This is a genomic window from Delftia sp. Lp-1, assembly GCF_020523835.1.
Classification (GTDB): domain Bacteria; phylum Pseudomonadota; class Gammaproteobacteria; order Burkholderiales; family Burkholderiaceae_C; genus Comamonas; species Comamonas acidovorans.
On the sequence record NZ_JAJALJ010000003.1, the window covers coordinates 721,277 to 737,336 of the forward strand.

Genomic DNA, 16,060 nt, shown 5'->3' on the forward strand with positions numbered 1-16,060 from the left:
GTCCCATCCGTACCGCAATGGCGTTGGCAGTCTGTCAAATGCTGCTGGCGTGCGCCCAGCCCGCCAAGAATAATTTCGTCAGCCACTTCGGAGCGGACGCCTCGCAGAGCTATGTTTTCAACGAGGAAGCTCCTCCCAAGGACAGCTCTGACAAAGAGGACAAGGCGGAGCCACGTATCCTGACAGGTACCGGAAAACTGCTGGGAGAGGCCAGGCCGGTGCCGGCGGTGAAAGAAGCCTCGGTCAAGCTGAGCTTCGAAGATGCCCCCCTTTCGCAGGTCGTGCGCACGGTGCTGGGCGACATCCTTGGTTTGGACTACGTACTGCATCCGCCCATCGGTGGCACAGTGACTCTTAGCACGCAGAAGAACATCCCGGGTGACCAGGCCCTCTATCTGTTGGAGACTGCCTTGCAGGCCAATGGCTTGGCCATGGTCCGTGATGCCAGGGGCACCTATCACGTGGGACGGGCCGACGTGCTCAAAAGCCTGGGAGCATCGGTGCGGCAGGCTTCCCAGTCCACTGCGCTGGCTCCTGGCTTTGGAGCCATCGTTATCTCCTTGAACTATATCGGTGCCAACGAAATGGCCGCCATCCTGCGGCCCATGGTGCCGGCCGATGCCATATTGCGCGTGGATGCGGTGCGCAACGTTCTGGTGATGTCCGGTTCGCGTGCCCAGGCCGAAGGCTGGCTGGAAATGGTGCGCACCTTCGACGTGAACTTGCTGGAAGGCATGTCGGTTGGGGTATTCCCGCTCAAGTATGTGTCCATTCAGGAGGTCAGCACAGCGCTGCAATTGATGAGTGGTGGTGGGGGTGGTGCGGCAACTCAACCAGGCGCTTCTGTGCCAGGGGGGGCACCCGCGGGCAGGCCCGCCGCTGCTGGCGCAGCTCCTGCTGCTGCGGCTCTGGGCGAGGGCAATCCGCTGTTTGGCGCGTTGCGCATCATGCCGATCGAGCGGCTCAACAGCATCCTGGTCATCACACCGCGTGCTGCGTATCTGGATGAGGCCCGCCGCTGGATTGCCAAGCTTGATCAGCCCGGTTCGGGCGGTGCGCTACCGCAACTGAACATCTATCGCGTGCAAAACGGGAACGCCAAGCATCTTGCAAGCGTGTTGTCCGGCATCTTTGGTGGAACAGGTGGTGGCACCACGGCCAATAGTGGCGTCGCTCCTGGCCTGGGTACCTCCACCATGGGGACCAGCGGGTTCGGGAGCAGCAACACTTTCGGCAGCACCAGTGGCTTCGGCAATACCAGCGGTTTTGGTAACAGCGGCTTTGGCAGCAGCGGCAGTTTCGGCAACAGCGGTAGTTTCGGCAACAGCGGTTTTGGCAACAGCGGTTCCGGAACTCGCTTTGGCAGCACCGCCTTCGGGCAGTCCGGGACGATGGGCCAGACTGGTGGTGTGCAAAGTGCATCTCCTGTGGCGGCCAGTATCGGCAGCATCCGCGTCATGGCCGACGAGCTCAACAACTCCGTGCTGGTCTGGGGCACGTCTGCGGAGTTCGAGCGCATCGAGGCTGCTTTAAAGAAGCTTGATCTGCCCCCGACCCAGGTGCTGATTGAGGCCAGTATCGTGGAGGTTACGCTCAATGACTCACTTCAATATGGTCTGCAGTGGGCATTCAGTGGCGATGTTGGTAACAAAGGCTACAACGGTAACGGCCAGCTCCTGACTGGCGGGACAGGAGCTGTTGGTGGATTGGCTATGGCTGACAGTGGAGGGCTCGCTGCGACCTTGGGGCAGGGCTTCTCCTACACGCTCAAAAACTCCGTCGGCAGTATCAAGGCTGTGCTCTCTGCGCTGGCCAGCAAGACCCAAGTCAAGGTGGTGGCCAGTCCCACGCTGATGGTGCTTGATAACCACACGGCAGCGATTGCCGTTGGTACGCAGCAACCCTACAAATCGGGAACTACAGTAGTCGGTACCTCGGGGACGCCTATTGACAACTATGCTTTCAAGGATACGGGTGTGAACCTGCAGGTTGTACCGTCTGTCAATGCTGGCAATCTGGTCACGATGACCGTTAACCAGTCGGTGACCGACATCGGGGGGGAGGATACGATCACTAAGCAGCGTTCCTTCTTGCAACGTCAGATATCGAGCCGTGTCGCCGTACGGTCAGGTGAATCCATAGTCATGGGGGGGCTGATCCAGGAAAGCTCCAGTGCTGGTCGTGGTGGTGTTCCATTTCTGTATGACCTGCCGGTGGTCGGCAATCTTTTTGGCACCACTAACAACTCTGGCGTGCGGACAGAACTGATCGTCATCATCACGCCACGCGTTGTGCGTTCGGACATCGATGTGCGTGAGGTTAGCGACGATCTGCGGGAGAAGATGCGCTCCCTGACACCCATGCTGAAGACGCCGGCATCAGCGCCTGCTCCTTTTGATGAAGGCGGCGGCAAGGCCTCCGTGGAAGTCGGTCCCCTCATGCCCGAGCGGCGTTAGAGGCACGCATGGGCCGGAACATTCGGCCTTAAAGTTGTTCCAACGGTTTTTTTGGAGTTCAAATACATATGAGCAAGTCGACAAAGCATGCTGTGCCTTCGCGCCCGCACTGGCTGACGTGGGGCCTCGGCCTGGCCTGTGCTGCCGTCTTGGCAGGCTGCGCCTCCATGGGCAGCACGACGCCTGAAGAAGCAGTGACCCAGCGGTCCAACGCCTTCTGGAAGGCGCGTATGGCAGGGGAGGTCGCCAAGACCTACGCGCTTACCTCGCCTGGCTACCGGGCTGTCAATGACCAGGAAAAGTACCGGCTGGCCCATGGCGTCATCCCAGTGCTGAAAGGCGGGGACATTGCCTGGGTGAAGTGCGATGAGGCACGCTGCGAAGTGCGCAAGAACTTCACCACGTCAAGTCCCGTGATGCCTCGTACCAGTGTCCCCATTTCCATCAGTGAAATCTGGATCAAGGAAGAGGGCCAGTGGTGGCTGTTCGTGGAGTGATGTGAAGTCAGGCACGTGCCGGTTGCCTTGGGGCAGCCGGCCAGCGGTCCGGTCCTGCGCATGATGCGTGTGCGGAACAGGCCGAACGGGATAGGCGGATGGCCCAATGTTTGTGATAATGCGCCGTCCCTGATCCCGGTGCTCGCTAGGGAAGTGTTGTTTTTTTTCAAAACAAGACTTGAGCGCCTCCGAAAAGCGGTATGGGAGCTTAACCGGCTGTGCTACGATTCCCTGGCGATCAATCGTGGTGGTTGCAACTACCTTATCTTTTTACTGGAGATAGTTCTTATGAAGAAAAATGTTCTGGCCCTGAGCATTGCTGCCATGGTTGGTGGCCTGGGCTTCGCCGGTGCTGCATCGGCAGCTCTGTCGGTGAACGAAAGCGGCACGGGCCACATCCTGATGGTGCCTTACTACACCGCTCAGAATGGCAACATGACCGTGTTCCACCTGACCAACACCGACACCGTGCACGGTAAGGCTGTCAAGGTGCGCTTCCGCGGTGCTTCCAACTCCGACGACGTGCTGGACTTCCAAGTCTTCATGTCGCCCGGCGACGTCTGGACTGCTGCCGTGACGGCTGACGCTAGTGGCTTGGCACAGCTGGTAACTGCAGACAACACCTGCACGCTGCCCCGCATCTCTGCTGGTACGCCTGTCAAGTTCGTGACGGACCGTCTGGCCAAGAGCGACTGGACCGCTACCGACAAGGCTGCTCAGACCCGTGAAGGCTATGTTGAAATCCTCAACATGGCTGACATCCCTGAGAACGCAAACGGCGACAAGGGTCTGTTCAAGGCGATCAAGCACGTCAATGGCGTGGCTCCTTGCACATCCGCCATCCTGAACCAGACTCTGTCTGTGTCGGGTGTTGGTCCCGCAGCTACCAACCTGAGCCTTGGTTCTAATACCAACCCTGATCTGACGATCCCCACTGGTGGTCTGACGGGTTCTTGGTACGTGATGAACGTTGCACAGACCACCACTTTCTCTGGCGCTACGCCTGCGATCGTGGCTTCTGGCGCGACCCGTAATGTGTTCTCGCACCAAAAGACCGGTGGCGCTCTGCTGGAAACCGCCGATCCGCTGATGGTGGGTGGCGCAATCCCTGCTCAGCACTATGATGTGCCTGACCTGTCGACGCCTTACGAAGCTGCTACGACGACTGCTGCTGCTCAAGCTGAAGAGCTGACCTCGGCTATCGCACGCACCAGCGTGATCAACCAGTACGCTACGGACACTTCCATCTCGGCCAAGACCGACTGGGTGTTCTCCATGCCTACCCGTCGCTACACCATCGCAGCTAACTACGCTGCCGGTGCAGTGAATCAGGTTGTTGGTAATGTGACTGGTACGTCGCTGGCTGGTGGTACGGTTACTCTGCCGGGTACTACCCCTGCCTACCGTTTCATCAACAACAACGTTGCTGTTGCCAACAACATCTTCCGCACGGCTAGCAACACCACCGTGAACAACGCAGGTCAAATCTGCGTGGAAGCTCAAAGCCAGACTTTCTATGATCGTGAAGAGCGTTTCCAAGAAGATGGCGCCATCTTCTCGCCTGGCACGATCAGCCGTACTCAGCTGTGCGGTGAAGTCAGCGTCCTTGCCTTCTCGGCTGACAACTCGGCTCTGGCTGCATCGGTTGCTCGTCAGAACGTCGCTGCTCCGTACACCAACGGTTGGGGTGTCGTGAACTTCAATGCTCCTACCCCTCTGCTGGGCGCTGCATTCCTGAAGCTGACCAACCCCGAAGCTGCTCCTGGCACTTCGGGCACGTACGGCATCACCTGGCCCCACGCTTACCGTTAATCGGGCACTTTCACACGCAAGTGTGATCTAGCAAAGGCGGGAGGAAACTCCCGCCTTTTTTGCGTTTATCTATACCCAAGGACTTATGACTGTTTCCATCCAACGTTTGAGTGCTGTTTCTCTTGTGCTGGCCGCGGCTCTCGCTACCCAGGGCGTGCAAGCCCAGGAAAAGGCCAAGGCCTTGGCGTCTCCTGCTGCGCCACAGGCTGCAATTGGTGCGTCGCCAGTGCTGTTGGAGGGCAAGGGAATCTCCATCACGCGCCAGGACATGCTGGCTGATTCGCTGCGCATGCCGCCGGAAATGCGGCCGCTGGTGCTTTCTCGCCCGCAGAACGTCAAGCAGATCGCCTCCAACCTTTATGTGTTACGGACCATGGCCAAGATGGCTCAGGAGCAAGGCCTGGATCGAGATCCCAAGGTGGCTGCCATCGTGCAGGTAGCACGCGACAAGGCGCTGGCTGATGCATGGCTTGCAGCATTTGATGAGAAGAACACTCCCACGGTGGAAGCTGCCGAGAAGCAGGCTCGCACCATCTATTTGGCACATCCGGAGCGCTTCAAGGTGGGCGAGGAAGTGCGCGCCAGCCATATTCTGGTGGCTGGCAAGGATGCGGATGCCAAGGCCCAGGCCGAGCGCTTGCTCGCTGACTTGAAGAATGGTGCGGATTTCGCAGCATTGGCCCAGGAGCGCTCTGCTGACAAGGGTAGTGGCGCGCGTGGCGGAGATCTGGGCTTTTTCGGTAAGGATCGCATGGCGCCTGAGTTCGAAGCGGCGGCATTCGCGCTGCAAAAACCGGGTGAGCTCAGTGGCGTAGTGCAGACCCAGTTCGGCTACCACATCATCCGTCTTGAAGAGCGCAAACCCGCCAGAACCAAGACATTCGATGAAGCCCGCGATGAGCTTGTTCAGGGCATCCGTGCATCTGCTGCGCAGGATGTGCGTGCCCAGGTGGCAGAACAGATCCGCAAGGATGCTCAGTTCAACGATTCGGCTGTCGACGCCTTCGTTTCCGAGAATTCTTCCAAGCGTTGATGCGTTGAGGGGGAGGGTGACAACTCTTCCTTGGAGTAGGGTCGGTTCGCTGGTTGTGCAAGCGTTTGCAAGCTTTGAGGCGATTGGCTGGCGCGCTGGATCTTGTTGCGCGAAAATGCCGGGTTTGGCATGAACTGAAGTGCCGCCGCCGTCTCTGGCGCGCGGCACTTGTCGCATAACAACGCATGTACTCTTTACTCGGCGAATGCCGCGCGCTGTGGCAGGCCCGCAGCCTGCTGTGGGTGATGACCCGGCGCGAAGTGGCTGCCCGCCACGCAGGCACGGCTGCGGGCGTGCTCTGGCCCTATCTGCAGCCTCTGCTCACCGTGGCGGCCTACTACCTCGTGTTCGACGTGGTGTTCTCGATGCGCCTTGGCGACAACGCTCCCACGCATGCCGTGGGAGCGTTTCTTGTTGTGGGCGCCTTGCCGTGGATGGCGTTTTGCGACGCTACGGCACGTGGCATGAACAGTCTGGTCGAGGCGGGTGGCATTCTGCAAAAGAACCCGTTGCCGCCAGTGCTGTTTCCCATGCGGGCGGTACTGGCCAGCAGTGTGATCTTCGGACCCTTGTTGTTGCTGGTGGCCTTGGCTTATCTGCCCCAGCACGGCTTGACCTGGTCGCTCGTGGCACTCATCCCCCTGTTGCTGGGCCAGCTGCTGCTGTGCGCCCTGCTGGCTTATGCGCTGGCTATTCTGACGGCGGCACTGCGCGATGTGGGGCAGCTTGTGACCTTCTTTCTGTCCGTCGGTATCTATCTCTCGCCCATTCTTTTTCCGCTGGCCTTGTTCCCTGAGCGCTGGCGCTGGGTGCTATGGGCCAATCCCATGACGGCGTTGGTTCTTGGCTACCAGAATGTGCTGCTGCAGGGGCTGTGGCCTCAAATGGCGGTCTGGGCGGCTTTGGGCCTCTGGATTCTGGTTTTGGCTGTGCTGCTCAATGGCTTGGTGCGACGCAGCCGTGATCAACTGGTGGACTGGCTATGAACGCCAAGCATGTCGAATTGCCTGATGACCTGGTACTGCGTGTGCGCAATCTGGGCAAGGAATACAAACTTTATCCCTCGCCGCGAGCGCGCTTCAAGGCCTTGCTGACCGGTGTTGCCACTCACCGAAGCCATTGGGCATTGCGGGATGTGTCATTCGAATTGCGCCGAGGCCAGTGCATTGGTGTGATTGGCGATAACGGTGCAGGCAAGAGCTCGCTGCTCAAGCTGCTGGCTGGCACCTTGCAGCCCAGTTGCGGGCAAATAGAGCGTGTGGGTCGGGTCACGGCCATTCTGGAGTTGGGCGCGGGATTTCACCCTGATTTCAGCGGGCGTGACAATCTGTATTTCGGTGGCAGCCTGATTGGTATATCCCCTGAGCGCATGCGTGAGCTGGAGCCCGAAATCGCCGCCTTTGCGGAGTTGGGCGAAGCACTGGAGCGGCCGGTCAAGACCTACTCTTCGGGGATGGCGGTGCGCCTGGCGTTTGCACTGGTGACGGCCGTGCAGCCCGATGTGCTGATCATTGACGAGGCGCTCGCTGTAGGCGACCAGCATTTCCAGAAGAAGTGCATTGAGCGCATCATGGCCTTCCGCAACAGCGGCTGCACCATCCTGTTTTGTTCCCATAGTCCTTATCACATCCGCCATCTTTGCGATGCAGCCCTGTGGCTGCGCGGCGGGCATGTGGCGCAGTTCGGTGCGACTGAGCCAGTGCTGGCCGCCTACGATGCATATACCCGCGAGCGGCAGGAGCGCGAGCAAAGGGCTTTGTGCGGCGAGATGCTGCCTGCTGAAGGGGAGTCCGCTGTGCCAGCGCCTGCTGCGGATGAAGTGCCTCCCGCGCCGGTCGCTGCCGTAGACAGCGGCACAGCCTGCATCCTGTCCGTGGATGTGAAGGATCTGGCTGAACCTGTGGGGGACCAGCCAGGGTTGCTGCAGAGCCAGGACCTGGTTGTGACCATTACCGCGAGAGGACGTGGCAACGAGCGGCCGCACATCGGCTTCATGATCGAGCAGTCCAAGGGCGTGGGCATTACTTCGCTGGCAACGCATGAGGATGGTGCGGCCCCGCGGCAATTGCCAGACGGAAGCTGGCAGACCGTGCTGACCTTTCCCGAGTTGCCTCTGCACAGCGGAGACTATGTGATCAGCGCCTTCCTGTTCGATGAAACCGGGCTGGCCGTCTATGACGAATGGTTCCAGTTCCTGCACCTGCGCTTTATTTTCCCCAAGCCCCTGCCTGGACTGGTGCGCCTGCCTCACCACTGGAGCTGAGCGGCTCCGCCACGCCCGCGCAAGCGGCTCGGCTGTCTCCCTATTCCATACCCCATGACATCTGACAATTCTTCTACTCCCATCAGCGATGGGCAGCGTTTGCTGAATGAAGCCCTGCAATTGCTGGCAAGCGGCGACCGGGCTGGTGCGGCACAGGTCCTGTCCCGTGCCCGCGAAATGGACGACAGCCTGTTGGAGGCGCATTCCCTGATCGAGGCCAATGGTCTGGTGGGCTCGTTTTCCAACATGACGGGACTCGATTGCCGGATTTCTGCGCAGGACGATATCTTCGGCTTCTTCCGTGGCCACCCTTCCAGCGTCAATCCCCTGCGCGACTACTTCGCCGACGGTTGGCGCACACTGTCGGAGCTGATGCTGCTGCTGGAGGCTGTGGACAAGCCTTTGCTGCGCACGGCCAGCGTGCTGGAGTTCGCGAGTGGTCACGGCCGCTTTACGCGGCACCTGGTCAAGGCGCTAGGGGCGGAACGGGTCACGGTCTCGGACATCGTGGTCGATGCTGTGGATTTTTCGCAGCAGACCTTCGGCGTGAAGGGCTTTGCTTCGGCCAGCGTGCCGGAGCAGGTACGCTGGCCGCAGCAGTACGAACTGGTGTTCGTGCTCTCGCTGTTCAGCCATCTGCCGCGCTCGACCTGGACGCGCTGGCTGCAGGTGCTGCGCGATGCGGTGGCTCCTGGCGGGTTGTTGGTTTTCAGCACGCACGGCATGAAGGCCGCAGATTTCGACAGCGTGAAGCTGGATGACGAGGGATTTTTCTTTGCCCCGTCCAGCGAGTCGAATGCCATCGATGCAAATGAGTATGGAACGGCGTTCACTTCCGAGCGATTCGTCCTGGACCGCATTGCTGAAACCTGGGGGGGCGATGCACTGCGTCACCGATCACTTGTGCATTTCTGGAACCACCAGGATGCCTATGTGCTTCAGCGGCTGTGAGCGTGTTGACAGGGTTGTAGACAGAACAGAGAGGACGATTGCATGAGTTGGATGCTGCGTTTGCAGGAACGGCTGTTGGGCCTGGCGCCATGGGACGCAGGCAAGATCACCGATGAGTGGTTTCGTGCGCATTTCAACTATGCAGCGGATCTGGCCCATGACTGGATCGGACGGTCGTTGGACCTGTCCAAGGCCAGGTTGCTGAATTTCGGATGTGGCGATGGCATCACCGATCTGGCTTTGGTACTGCGCCATGGCGCAACCTCCATCCATGGCATCGATATCCGTCAGGAGTACGCCAAGCTGCCCCGCATTGCACGCGAGCAGTTGGGCATGTCGCGCATTCCCGCTGCGCTGAGCTTCGAGACCATCGTGCCGAATTCGCCATTGGCCGGCCGGCATGCGAACTATGACGGATTGCTCAGCTGGTCCACCTTCGAGCATGTGCAGCGCGACAAGGTGCTGCCGATCCTGTCCGACCTGCATGCCTGCCTGCGCTCGGGAGGCGTGTTCTTCCTGCAGATCGAGCCCTTGTTTCATTCTCCCTGGGGCTCGCACCTGCGCCGCTACGACGATGTGCCCTGGCACCACTTGCTGGCGTCGGAGGAGGAGTTGTGGAGCATCATCGAAAAGCATGAAGGTCCGCTGGACGCCGCCGAGGTGGACTTCGGCTTTGCCGATTTCGGTGTCGATGGCTACAAGCGCTTTGTCTTCAAGGAGTACCAGGCGCTGAACCGGTTGACGGCAGACGAGCTCGTAGATATCGCTCGTCAGGCCGGCTTTGAAGTGTTGCGCGAGGAGCGGCGCCAGGTGGACATGGCCATTCCCGAGGCGCTAGCGGGGCGCTATCCCGAGGAGTGGCTGCGCAACAACGAGATTTTGCTGCTGTTGGGCAAGACCTGACGAAGCCATGCAGGAGCCGGCCCCCACGATCTCTTCACCCGTGCGGCCTGCATATTCCAATGGCTTTGATGCACTGCGTATAGCCGCTGCATCTGCAGTCATTTACAGCCATCATTTCCATATCACGGGCACCAGACCGCCATCGTGGCTGCATGCGGACATGGTGGGCGGCGTGGCAGTGATGACTTTCTTCACGATCAGCGGCTTTCTTGTCACGCTGAGTTGGCTGCGTGATCCCCGTGCGGCGGCCTTCATGGCCAAGCGTCTGTTGCGGTTGTGGCCGGGCATGCTGGTGGCTGTTGTGGCTGGCGTGCTGCTGTTCGGCCCGGCATTTACTTCATTGCCACTGAAGGAGTTCTGGCTTCATCCGCAGACCCTGGATCACTGGCGCAATCTGCTGCTGATCAAGGACTACGCCTTCATGCCGGGCGTGTTTTCTTCCAATCCGCTGCCAGGGTTGATGAACGGCCCTTTGTGGACCATCCCCATCGAGCTGATGTGCTACGTGGTGCTTGCTGCACTGGGCATATTGGGCGTGCTGCGGTCCAGGCTTCTTGCCAGCCTGGCTGCAACCGGATATCTGGTCTTTTTCCTGACACAGCGCAATGCCGATTTGGCTGGAACCATGTTTCATTGGTTCGAGTATCCGGCCTATTTCGCCTATGGCTCGCTGATCGCGCTATTGCAGCCTGCCTTTGCTGCCCATGGTCGAAACTTGCTGTTGATCCTGGCGCCTGTGGCTGGGGTGCTTTTCTTTGGCTTGAAGCTGGAGCACTCTGCCGGCCTGCTGCTGCTGCCGCCGCTGCTCATCTATTTGGGTTCCATGCGTTCTAGGGTGTTTTCCGGGTTGCATCGACTCGGAGATCCTTCTTATGGTGTCTACGTGCTGGGTTGTCCCATCCAGCAGGCAGTTCAGGCACTGTGGCCTCAGCTGCCATTCCACTCCAGTCTGGCGCTTGCATGGCTGCTTGCGCTGGCTGCTGGCTATGCCTCCTGGCACTTGGTCGAGTCGCCGATGCTGCGGCTCAAACACTTGGTGTACCGCACCTAGAAGGGAGTGCCATGCGCAGCGTTGAAGAGAGGGGGAACCGCTTTGACATGCTGCGCTTGACGGCGGCGCTTGCAGTGTTTGTTGCGCACGGAGAGTTTCTTTACCGCCTGCGTCTTGCCGAACCCTTTGCCGGCCACAGCCTGGGGTCGCTTGCGGTCTATGTATTCTTCTTCATGAGCGGGTATCTGGTATGCCAGAGTTGGATGCGCGAGCCGGTCTGGCATGCCTTCTGGCTGAGGCGGCTGATGCGGATTTTTCCGGGCCTGATCATGGCCGTGGTTTTCTCGGTTTTCGTCATCGGCTGGGCGATGACCTCGCTTGATTCGCTGCAGTACTGGCAGTCACCGCAAACCTGGAGTCATCTGATCAACAATATGACAGGGCAGGCCACGGTTCAGATACTGCCGGGCGTATTCGAATCCAATCCCTTTGCCTATACGGTCAACGGGTCCCTGTGGACTTTGCGGTATGAGCTGGCGATGTACCTTGTGCTCGCCACCTTGGCATGGCTTGCAAGAGGCAAGCGCTGGATCCATCCCCTCATGGCTGGCGTACTGGCTATCTTGTGGCAGATGGCCAGAGTCAAGGGGTGGGACCAGGGCCTGGATGCCATCCACACCCCGCTGGTCGATATGTTCCGCTGGCGGGACTTCTGCGGATTTGGTGTTCCCTTCTTTCTGGGAAGCACGATGGCTGCCTATGGCATACGCCATCGCGCATGGATGGCTGCAGTCGCGCTGGTGCTGGCTGTATGCGCATTGCTCACCGCCAGCACTTGGATGCGCCAGGTGGCAGTCTGGGGATTGGTGGCCTGCGCAAGTTTTTATCTTGCCCATGCAGGCCATGTGGCCACAAGCCACCGTTGGCGCACCGATCTTTCTTATGGCGTCTACATCTACGCCTTCCCCGTCCAGCAGGCCATGACGGCCATTTGCCTGCGTGAGGGCTGGTCATTGGGCATCTGCATGCTGCTGTCGCTTGCCTTGACATTGGGCCTGGCCTTGATGTCATGGTATGGCGTGGAACGGCCCTGCATCCGGATGGCGCAGCGATGGCTGGCGTTGCCTGGGCGGCGCCTAGGCCTGCAGCCAATTCTTGACCCGGCGCTGCCAGTGCGCGGGAATGCGCCTGGCCACGCCGCGCAGGATGGGTAGCGAGCGCAGATGGGCCAGCAGGATCAAGGCCCCAGATCTTGCCGCATGGTCCTGGCGTTGCAGGCGATGTGTGGCCAGAAAGGCCGCATCCAGCGGCTGAAGCAGGGCCTGATCGCGCGGCTGCAGCCCCTGGAGATAACCGTCGCCATAGAAAGTGGTTCCCGGCTGGGCGGCAGCACTCCCTGTCGCGGTGGGTTGCTGTGGTGGCTGCCCTTCAATGAAGTGGCGTTCGCGTATTTGCGCGAAGAAGTCCAGCCATTGGGCGGCGCTGGCGTCCCAGGGCATGACCCAGGACCAGTCGCGGCCCGCCAGCCTTTCGGGAAAGGCCCCTATGTCGGGCGCGACGATCGGCAGCCCGGCAGCCAGGCAGGCGCTCAGGGTGTAGCTGTAGGTCTCCGGCCATTGGGCGGGGAACCAGGCCAGGTCGGGCTGCAACCACTGCAGCAGAGCAGGCAGTTCTTCTTCCTTGTAGCCGCCGTGCACGGTCAGGCGTGCGCGCGGCTGGGTCTGCAGGCTGCGGTAGCCATAGCCGAGCAGATGGAATTCCACAGGAGCTCCCCGCTTGGCGGCTTCGATCGCCACGGCTTCCAGTACGTCGGCGCCCTTGATGGCGCTCATGGCTCCCAGTACGACGATCTTGAGCGGGGCAGTGGCGGCCAGCGGGTGTGCCAACGGGGCCGGCAGCTGTGCCGGCAGGTCGGTGTGGGCAACCGCCTGGACGCGGGCACCGGGCACGAAACCGGCGATCCGGCTGGCCGTGTCCTGGCTGGGGGCCAGCACATGGCGCGCGTTGTTCAGCAGCAGTGCATTGCGATGGCGCCACTGGGCCACGGTGCCGGCATAGGGGGCTATGTCCGTGGGTTCGCAGCAGCCGCATTCGCCCGCGCGGGGCGGCACGACGTAGCGGTTGTCTATGCCGGTCAGCGAGATGTTCTTGCAGTAGGTATAGAAATCATGGGCCGTGAAGTCATGGGCCGCACCCAGACGGGCGGGAAGGTCCAGGATGGCTTCGCTGTGGCCCAGGAGATGCTGGTAGTGCACGTGCACCACGCCCAGCTGGCGCAGTGCCTGCACCAATTCCTCCATCTGGTCGGCGACGCGGAAGGCGAGCTCGAATGCTTCCTTTTCCTCGGCGCGGCGCAAAACCACGACTCCACCAGCGGCCGGGGACAGCATGAGGAACAGCGCCTTGCCTTGCAGGAACTGCGCCAGTTCGCGCACATGGCGGACCGTGCCGCCCGCCCGGTCGTGGAGCACGGCCAGCACCACGGGCTGGTGTGCGGCCTGTGCCTGCAGGCGTGCCACATCCAGCGCAAGGCGTGCGGTGCGCGCAGGGTCGGCCTGGACGAAGGCCATGACATCGGCTTCGTAGCGCGGATGCAGGCGGCGCAGGGTTTCCATGGCGGCACGTTCGCGCGGGCTCTTGCTTTCGCCGAAGCTCACGCCGCCCGTGTGCAGCACGAAGGTGTCCAGCAAATGCAGGTTGCGCCAGCCAGCGGCTGCGGCACGCTGGCAGAAGTCGTTTTCTTCGCCATAGCCCTTGCCGAAGTGCTCGGTATCGAACAGGCCGACGGCGTTCAGGCTGTCGCGGCGGATGTACATGCAAAAGCCCACGCCGGTGGGCACGTCCACCACCTGGCCGGGGTTGGTGCGCGCGCACAGTGCGTCGATGGCGGCGGTGTCCATGCCGGGCGGCAGATCGTTGCCCTCGCAAAAGCGCGGGTAGCTGCAGATGGTGGCGTTGTTGGAAAACGGCGTGACGGAGGCGATGCGTGCATCGCCGTAGGCGGCCTGGCGGATGCGGTCCAGCCAGTCATTGGCGACCACGGTGTCGCTGTTGAGCAGCAGCACGTCATGTGCGGTGTTCAGCGCCATGCCCCGGTTGACGGTACCGACGAAGCCGAGGTTCTCCTCGTTCTCCAGCAGGGTGATGCGGGGCTCTTGTGCCGCCTTCTCGCGCAGCCAGGCCGTGACTTCGGGCTCCGGGCTGGCATCGTTGATGACCACGAGTTGCCAGTGCGTGCGGCAGGGGCTGGCCAGAACGGACTCGATGCAGTTGCGCGTGTCGTCCAGGCCCCGGTACACAGGCACGATCACATCGACGGGCTGCTGGGGCATCGGCTGGGGTACGGGGGTATGGAGGACAGGGGCAGGCACGGGCGTGCGGCCCAGCAGGCGGTCAATGCGCATCTTGGCGTGGACGAGGGGGCGCGTGGCCCGGAAGACGGTGGAGTTCTCTATGTCGCGCAGGTGCTGCTCCAGGCGCGCGAAATCCCGCTGTACGCGGGTGGCCTCCTGTTGCCAGATGGCGCGCTCCTTGCTCTGTGATTGGTGGCTGTCTTCCAACAGGGCGTTGCGGTGCTGCAGGCGCTGGATCGAAGCACTGCGTTCCTCCAGCTGCTGGATATCCTGCGCATGCTGCTGCTCGAGCAGCATGCGCTGTGTGTGCCATTGGTCCTGCAGCTCATTGGCCCTGCTGCGTTCCTGCGCGATCTGCCGCTCAAGCGGCTGCACGGCCCCGGCCAGTGCCAGATAGTCGGCCGACATGGGCCATCCCATCTCGATCTCCAGCGAGGCGCCACGCAGGGGGGCCAGGGTTTCTGCGGGAATGGGAAGTTCGAACCAGGGGTCATCGCCGGTCAGCAGCAGCATCAGCGCGAATGCGCCTGCCGGATGAGGCCCGTTCCACACCAACTGATGGTGGGGGCGTTGCCCCAGCAAGGCGGCATCCGAATCCTCGGGACGCCATTGCCAGACGACGGCGCCTTGCCCATCCAGCAAGGCCAGCCGGTACAGGTGCACGAAGCCCGGCCGGTCGGCAAGGTCCAGGCGCAGATGGCTCAGCGAAGTGTTGTGGTCGGGCAGTGCAAAGCGCAATGTCTGACGTGCCTGGCCAATGATGCCGGTGGTGGAGAGCTTGCTCTCTTCCTCATAGCGGCCAGCGCGCGCCATGTAGAGCTGGGCCGTGAACAGCGCATGCCCCTGGGGGTAGTTCAGCGGCGGCTCGATGGGCAGCGCCTGGGCGGCGGGTGCCGCACTGGCGATGAACTGGTAGGCCAGTGCATCGGGTGTGGCCAGCAGGTGGCGGGCAACGGCAGGGGGCAGGCTGTCGTAGGCGACGCGGAATTCCGATTCGGGAAGAGCGCGCTCGATGGTGTCGATGTCGTCCACCTGCCAGCCTTGCTCGGCCAGAAAGCGCGACAGCGAGCGCCGCGTGAAAAAGCGCAGGTGGGTGCGGTCCAGCAGCCCTTCTTCGCGGTAGCGGAATTCGCCGTGCAGCAGTTCTGCCACCAGGCCGCTGTAGCCTGCGTTGGGTACGGAGATCAGCAGCCGGCCTTCAGGCGTCAGCCGCTTGCGGCAGGCAGCCAGGATGCGCTCGGGCTGGCGCAGGTGCTCGAGCACGTCGGCGCAGACGATGTAGTCATAGCGCTCGTCGCCGAAGAGCTGGTCCAGGTCGCAGTCCTCCAGGTCGGCCACATGGACATGGCGGTAGAAGGGCGCGGCATGGCGTGCCTCTTCCTGGCTCAGGGTGACGCCGTCGCAGACGCATTGCTTGTGCTCGGCGAGGAAGGCGCCCAGCGCGCCGCTGCCGCAGCCCAGATCCAGTATGTGCGCCTGGGCCCGGACATGGCCGGCCAGCACGGACAGCGACGTGCGCTCGTTCAGATCGACGGTGCGCAGGTAGACGTGGGGATCGGGAATGGGTGTGGTCATAGGAAATGAGGTGCCAGGCGCGGTCCGGGCAGGGATCGATCGCCCGTCATATTCATCTGCGCCAGTCGACCGTGGCCGGTCCGCAGAGAGCGGCGGAGCACGCCCACGCCAGGCGCAAAAAATCCCGGAAGTCCGGGCGGCAGATTGTCGCGCATCATAATCCCGGCCACCGCAGTGATTGCATGGCATGGCGGGTTAATGACATTTTGTGCGGCTGTTGCATTTC

The 16,060-nt window shown here is 61.4% G+C and carries 11 protein-coding genes; 10 read left to right on the forward strand and 1 reads right to left on the reverse strand.

Translation table 11 applies throughout. From position 1 onward, the window contains the following. Positions 1 to 17: 17 nt before the first annotated feature. The 10 genes from gspD to LGR64_RS24340 all read left to right on the forward strand — a co-directional run bounded on the left by gspD (position 18) and on the right by LGR64_RS24340 (position 12,120). Complete coding sequence (gene gspD / locus LGR64_RS24295; RefSeq protein ID WP_141831128.1) at positions 18 to 2,456, forward strand: type II secretion system secretin GspD; 2,439 nt, start codon at positions 18 to 20, stop codon at positions 2,454 to 2,456. Positions 2,457 to 2,524: 68 nt separating this feature from the next. Continuing rightward, complete coding sequence (locus LGR64_RS24300; RefSeq protein ID WP_141830388.1) at positions 2,525 to 2,953, forward strand: hypothetical protein; 429 nt, start codon at positions 2,525 to 2,527, stop codon at positions 2,951 to 2,953. A 288-nt stretch (positions 2,954 to 3,241) separates the two neighbouring features. Next, positions 3,242 to 4,765, forward strand: coding sequence for a cell surface protein (locus LGR64_RS24305; RefSeq protein ID WP_141830386.1), 1,524 nt, complete (start codon positions 3,242 to 3,244; stop codon positions 4,763 to 4,765). An 85-nt stretch (positions 4,766 to 4,850) separates the two neighbouring features. Continuing rightward, entirely contained in the window at positions 4,851 to 5,798 is a 948-nt protein-coding gene (locus LGR64_RS24310; RefSeq protein WP_141830384.1) for a peptidylprolyl isomerase, read from the forward strand. A 185-nt stretch (positions 5,799 to 5,983) separates the two neighbouring features. Beyond that, positions 5,984 to 6,784 carry an ABC transporter permease gene (locus tag LGR64_RS24315; RefSeq protein ID WP_017405937.1) on the forward strand — a complete coding sequence of 267 codons (801 nt, stop codon included), beginning with the start codon at positions 5,984 to 5,986 and terminating at the stop codon, positions 6,782 to 6,784. Further along, positions 6,781 to 8,061 (forward strand): ABC transporter ATP-binding protein, encoded by a 1,281-nt coding sequence (locus LGR64_RS24320; protein ID WP_141830382.1) that lies wholly within the window; start codon positions 6,781 to 6,783, stop codon positions 8,059 to 8,061. Before LGR64_RS24315 ends, LGR64_RS24320 begins: the two co-directional genes overlap by 4 nt. 54 nt (positions 8,062 to 8,115) lie before the next feature. Then, positions 8,116 to 9,012, forward strand: coding sequence for a class I SAM-dependent methyltransferase (locus tag LGR64_RS24325; RefSeq protein ID WP_141830379.1), 897 nt, complete (start codon positions 8,116 to 8,118; stop codon positions 9,010 to 9,012). Positions 9,013 to 9,054: 42 nt separating this feature from the next. Continuing rightward, positions 9,055 to 9,915, forward strand: a complete 861-nt coding sequence (locus LGR64_RS24330) for an SAM-dependent methyltransferase (RefSeq protein WP_141830377.1) — start codon at positions 9,055 to 9,057, stop codon at positions 9,913 to 9,915. Positions 9,916 to 9,922: 7 nt separating this feature from the next. After that, positions 9,923 to 10,966 carry an acyltransferase family protein gene (locus LGR64_RS24335; protein ID WP_185750887.1) on the forward strand — a complete coding sequence of 348 codons (1,044 nt, stop codon included), beginning with the start codon at positions 9,923 to 9,925 and terminating at the stop codon, positions 10,964 to 10,966. An 11-nt stretch (positions 10,967 to 10,977) separates the two neighbouring features. Then, positions 10,978 to 12,120 carry an acyltransferase family protein gene (locus LGR64_RS24340; RefSeq protein WP_141830374.1) on the forward strand — a complete coding sequence of 381 codons (1,143 nt, stop codon included), beginning with the start codon at positions 10,978 to 10,980 and terminating at the stop codon, positions 12,118 to 12,120. Here LGR64_RS24340 and LGR64_RS24345 read toward each other — a convergent pair. Further along, positions 12,043 to 15,834 carry a methyltransferase domain-containing protein gene (locus tag LGR64_RS24345; RefSeq protein ID WP_230357189.1) on the reverse strand — a complete coding sequence of 1,264 codons (3,792 nt, stop codon included), beginning with the start codon at positions 15,832 to 15,834 and terminating at the stop codon, positions 12,043 to 12,045. The genes LGR64_RS24340 and LGR64_RS24345 overlap by 78 nt on opposite strands. Positions 15,835 to 16,060 lie beyond the last annotated feature (226 nt).

What these genes read in the sequence shown, in the direction of transcription:
- gspD (WP_141831128.1), top strand. Translation starts at nt 18, where the DNA reads ATGGCGTTGGCAGTCTGTCAAATGCTGCTGGCGTGCGCCCAGCCCGCC.
- LGR64_RS24300 (WP_141830388.1), top strand. Translation starts at nt 2,525, where the DNA reads ATGAGCAAGTCGACAAAGCATGCTGTGCCTTCGCGCCCGCACTGGCTG.
- LGR64_RS24305 (WP_141830386.1), top strand. Translation starts at nt 3,242, where the DNA reads ATGAAGAAAAATGTTCTGGCCCTGAGCATTGCTGCCATGGTTGGTGGC.
- LGR64_RS24310 (WP_141830384.1), top strand. Translation starts at nt 4,851, where the DNA reads ATGACTGTTTCCATCCAACGTTTGAGTGCTGTTTCTCTTGTGCTGGCC.
- LGR64_RS24315 (WP_017405937.1), top strand. Translation starts at nt 5,984, where the DNA reads ATGTACTCTTTACTCGGCGAATGCCGCGCGCTGTGGCAGGCCCGCAGC.
- LGR64_RS24320 (WP_141830382.1), top strand. Translation starts at nt 6,781, where the DNA reads ATGAACGCCAAGCATGTCGAATTGCCTGATGACCTGGTACTGCGTGTG.
- LGR64_RS24325 (WP_141830379.1), top strand. Translation starts at nt 8,116, where the DNA reads ATGACATCTGACAATTCTTCTACTCCCATCAGCGATGGGCAGCGTTTG.
- LGR64_RS24330 (WP_141830377.1), top strand. Translation starts at nt 9,055, where the DNA reads ATGAGTTGGATGCTGCGTTTGCAGGAACGGCTGTTGGGCCTGGCGCCA.
- LGR64_RS24335 (WP_185750887.1), top strand. Translation starts at nt 9,923, where the DNA reads ATGCAGGAGCCGGCCCCCACGATCTCTTCACCCGTGCGGCCTGCATAT.
- LGR64_RS24340 (WP_141830374.1), top strand. Translation starts at nt 10,978, where the DNA reads ATGCGCAGCGTTGAAGAGAGGGGGAACCGCTTTGACATGCTGCGCTTG.
- LGR64_RS24345 (WP_230357189.1), bottom strand. Translation starts at nt 15,834, where the DNA reads ATGACCACACCCATTCCCGATCCCCACGTCTACCTGCGCACCGTCGAT.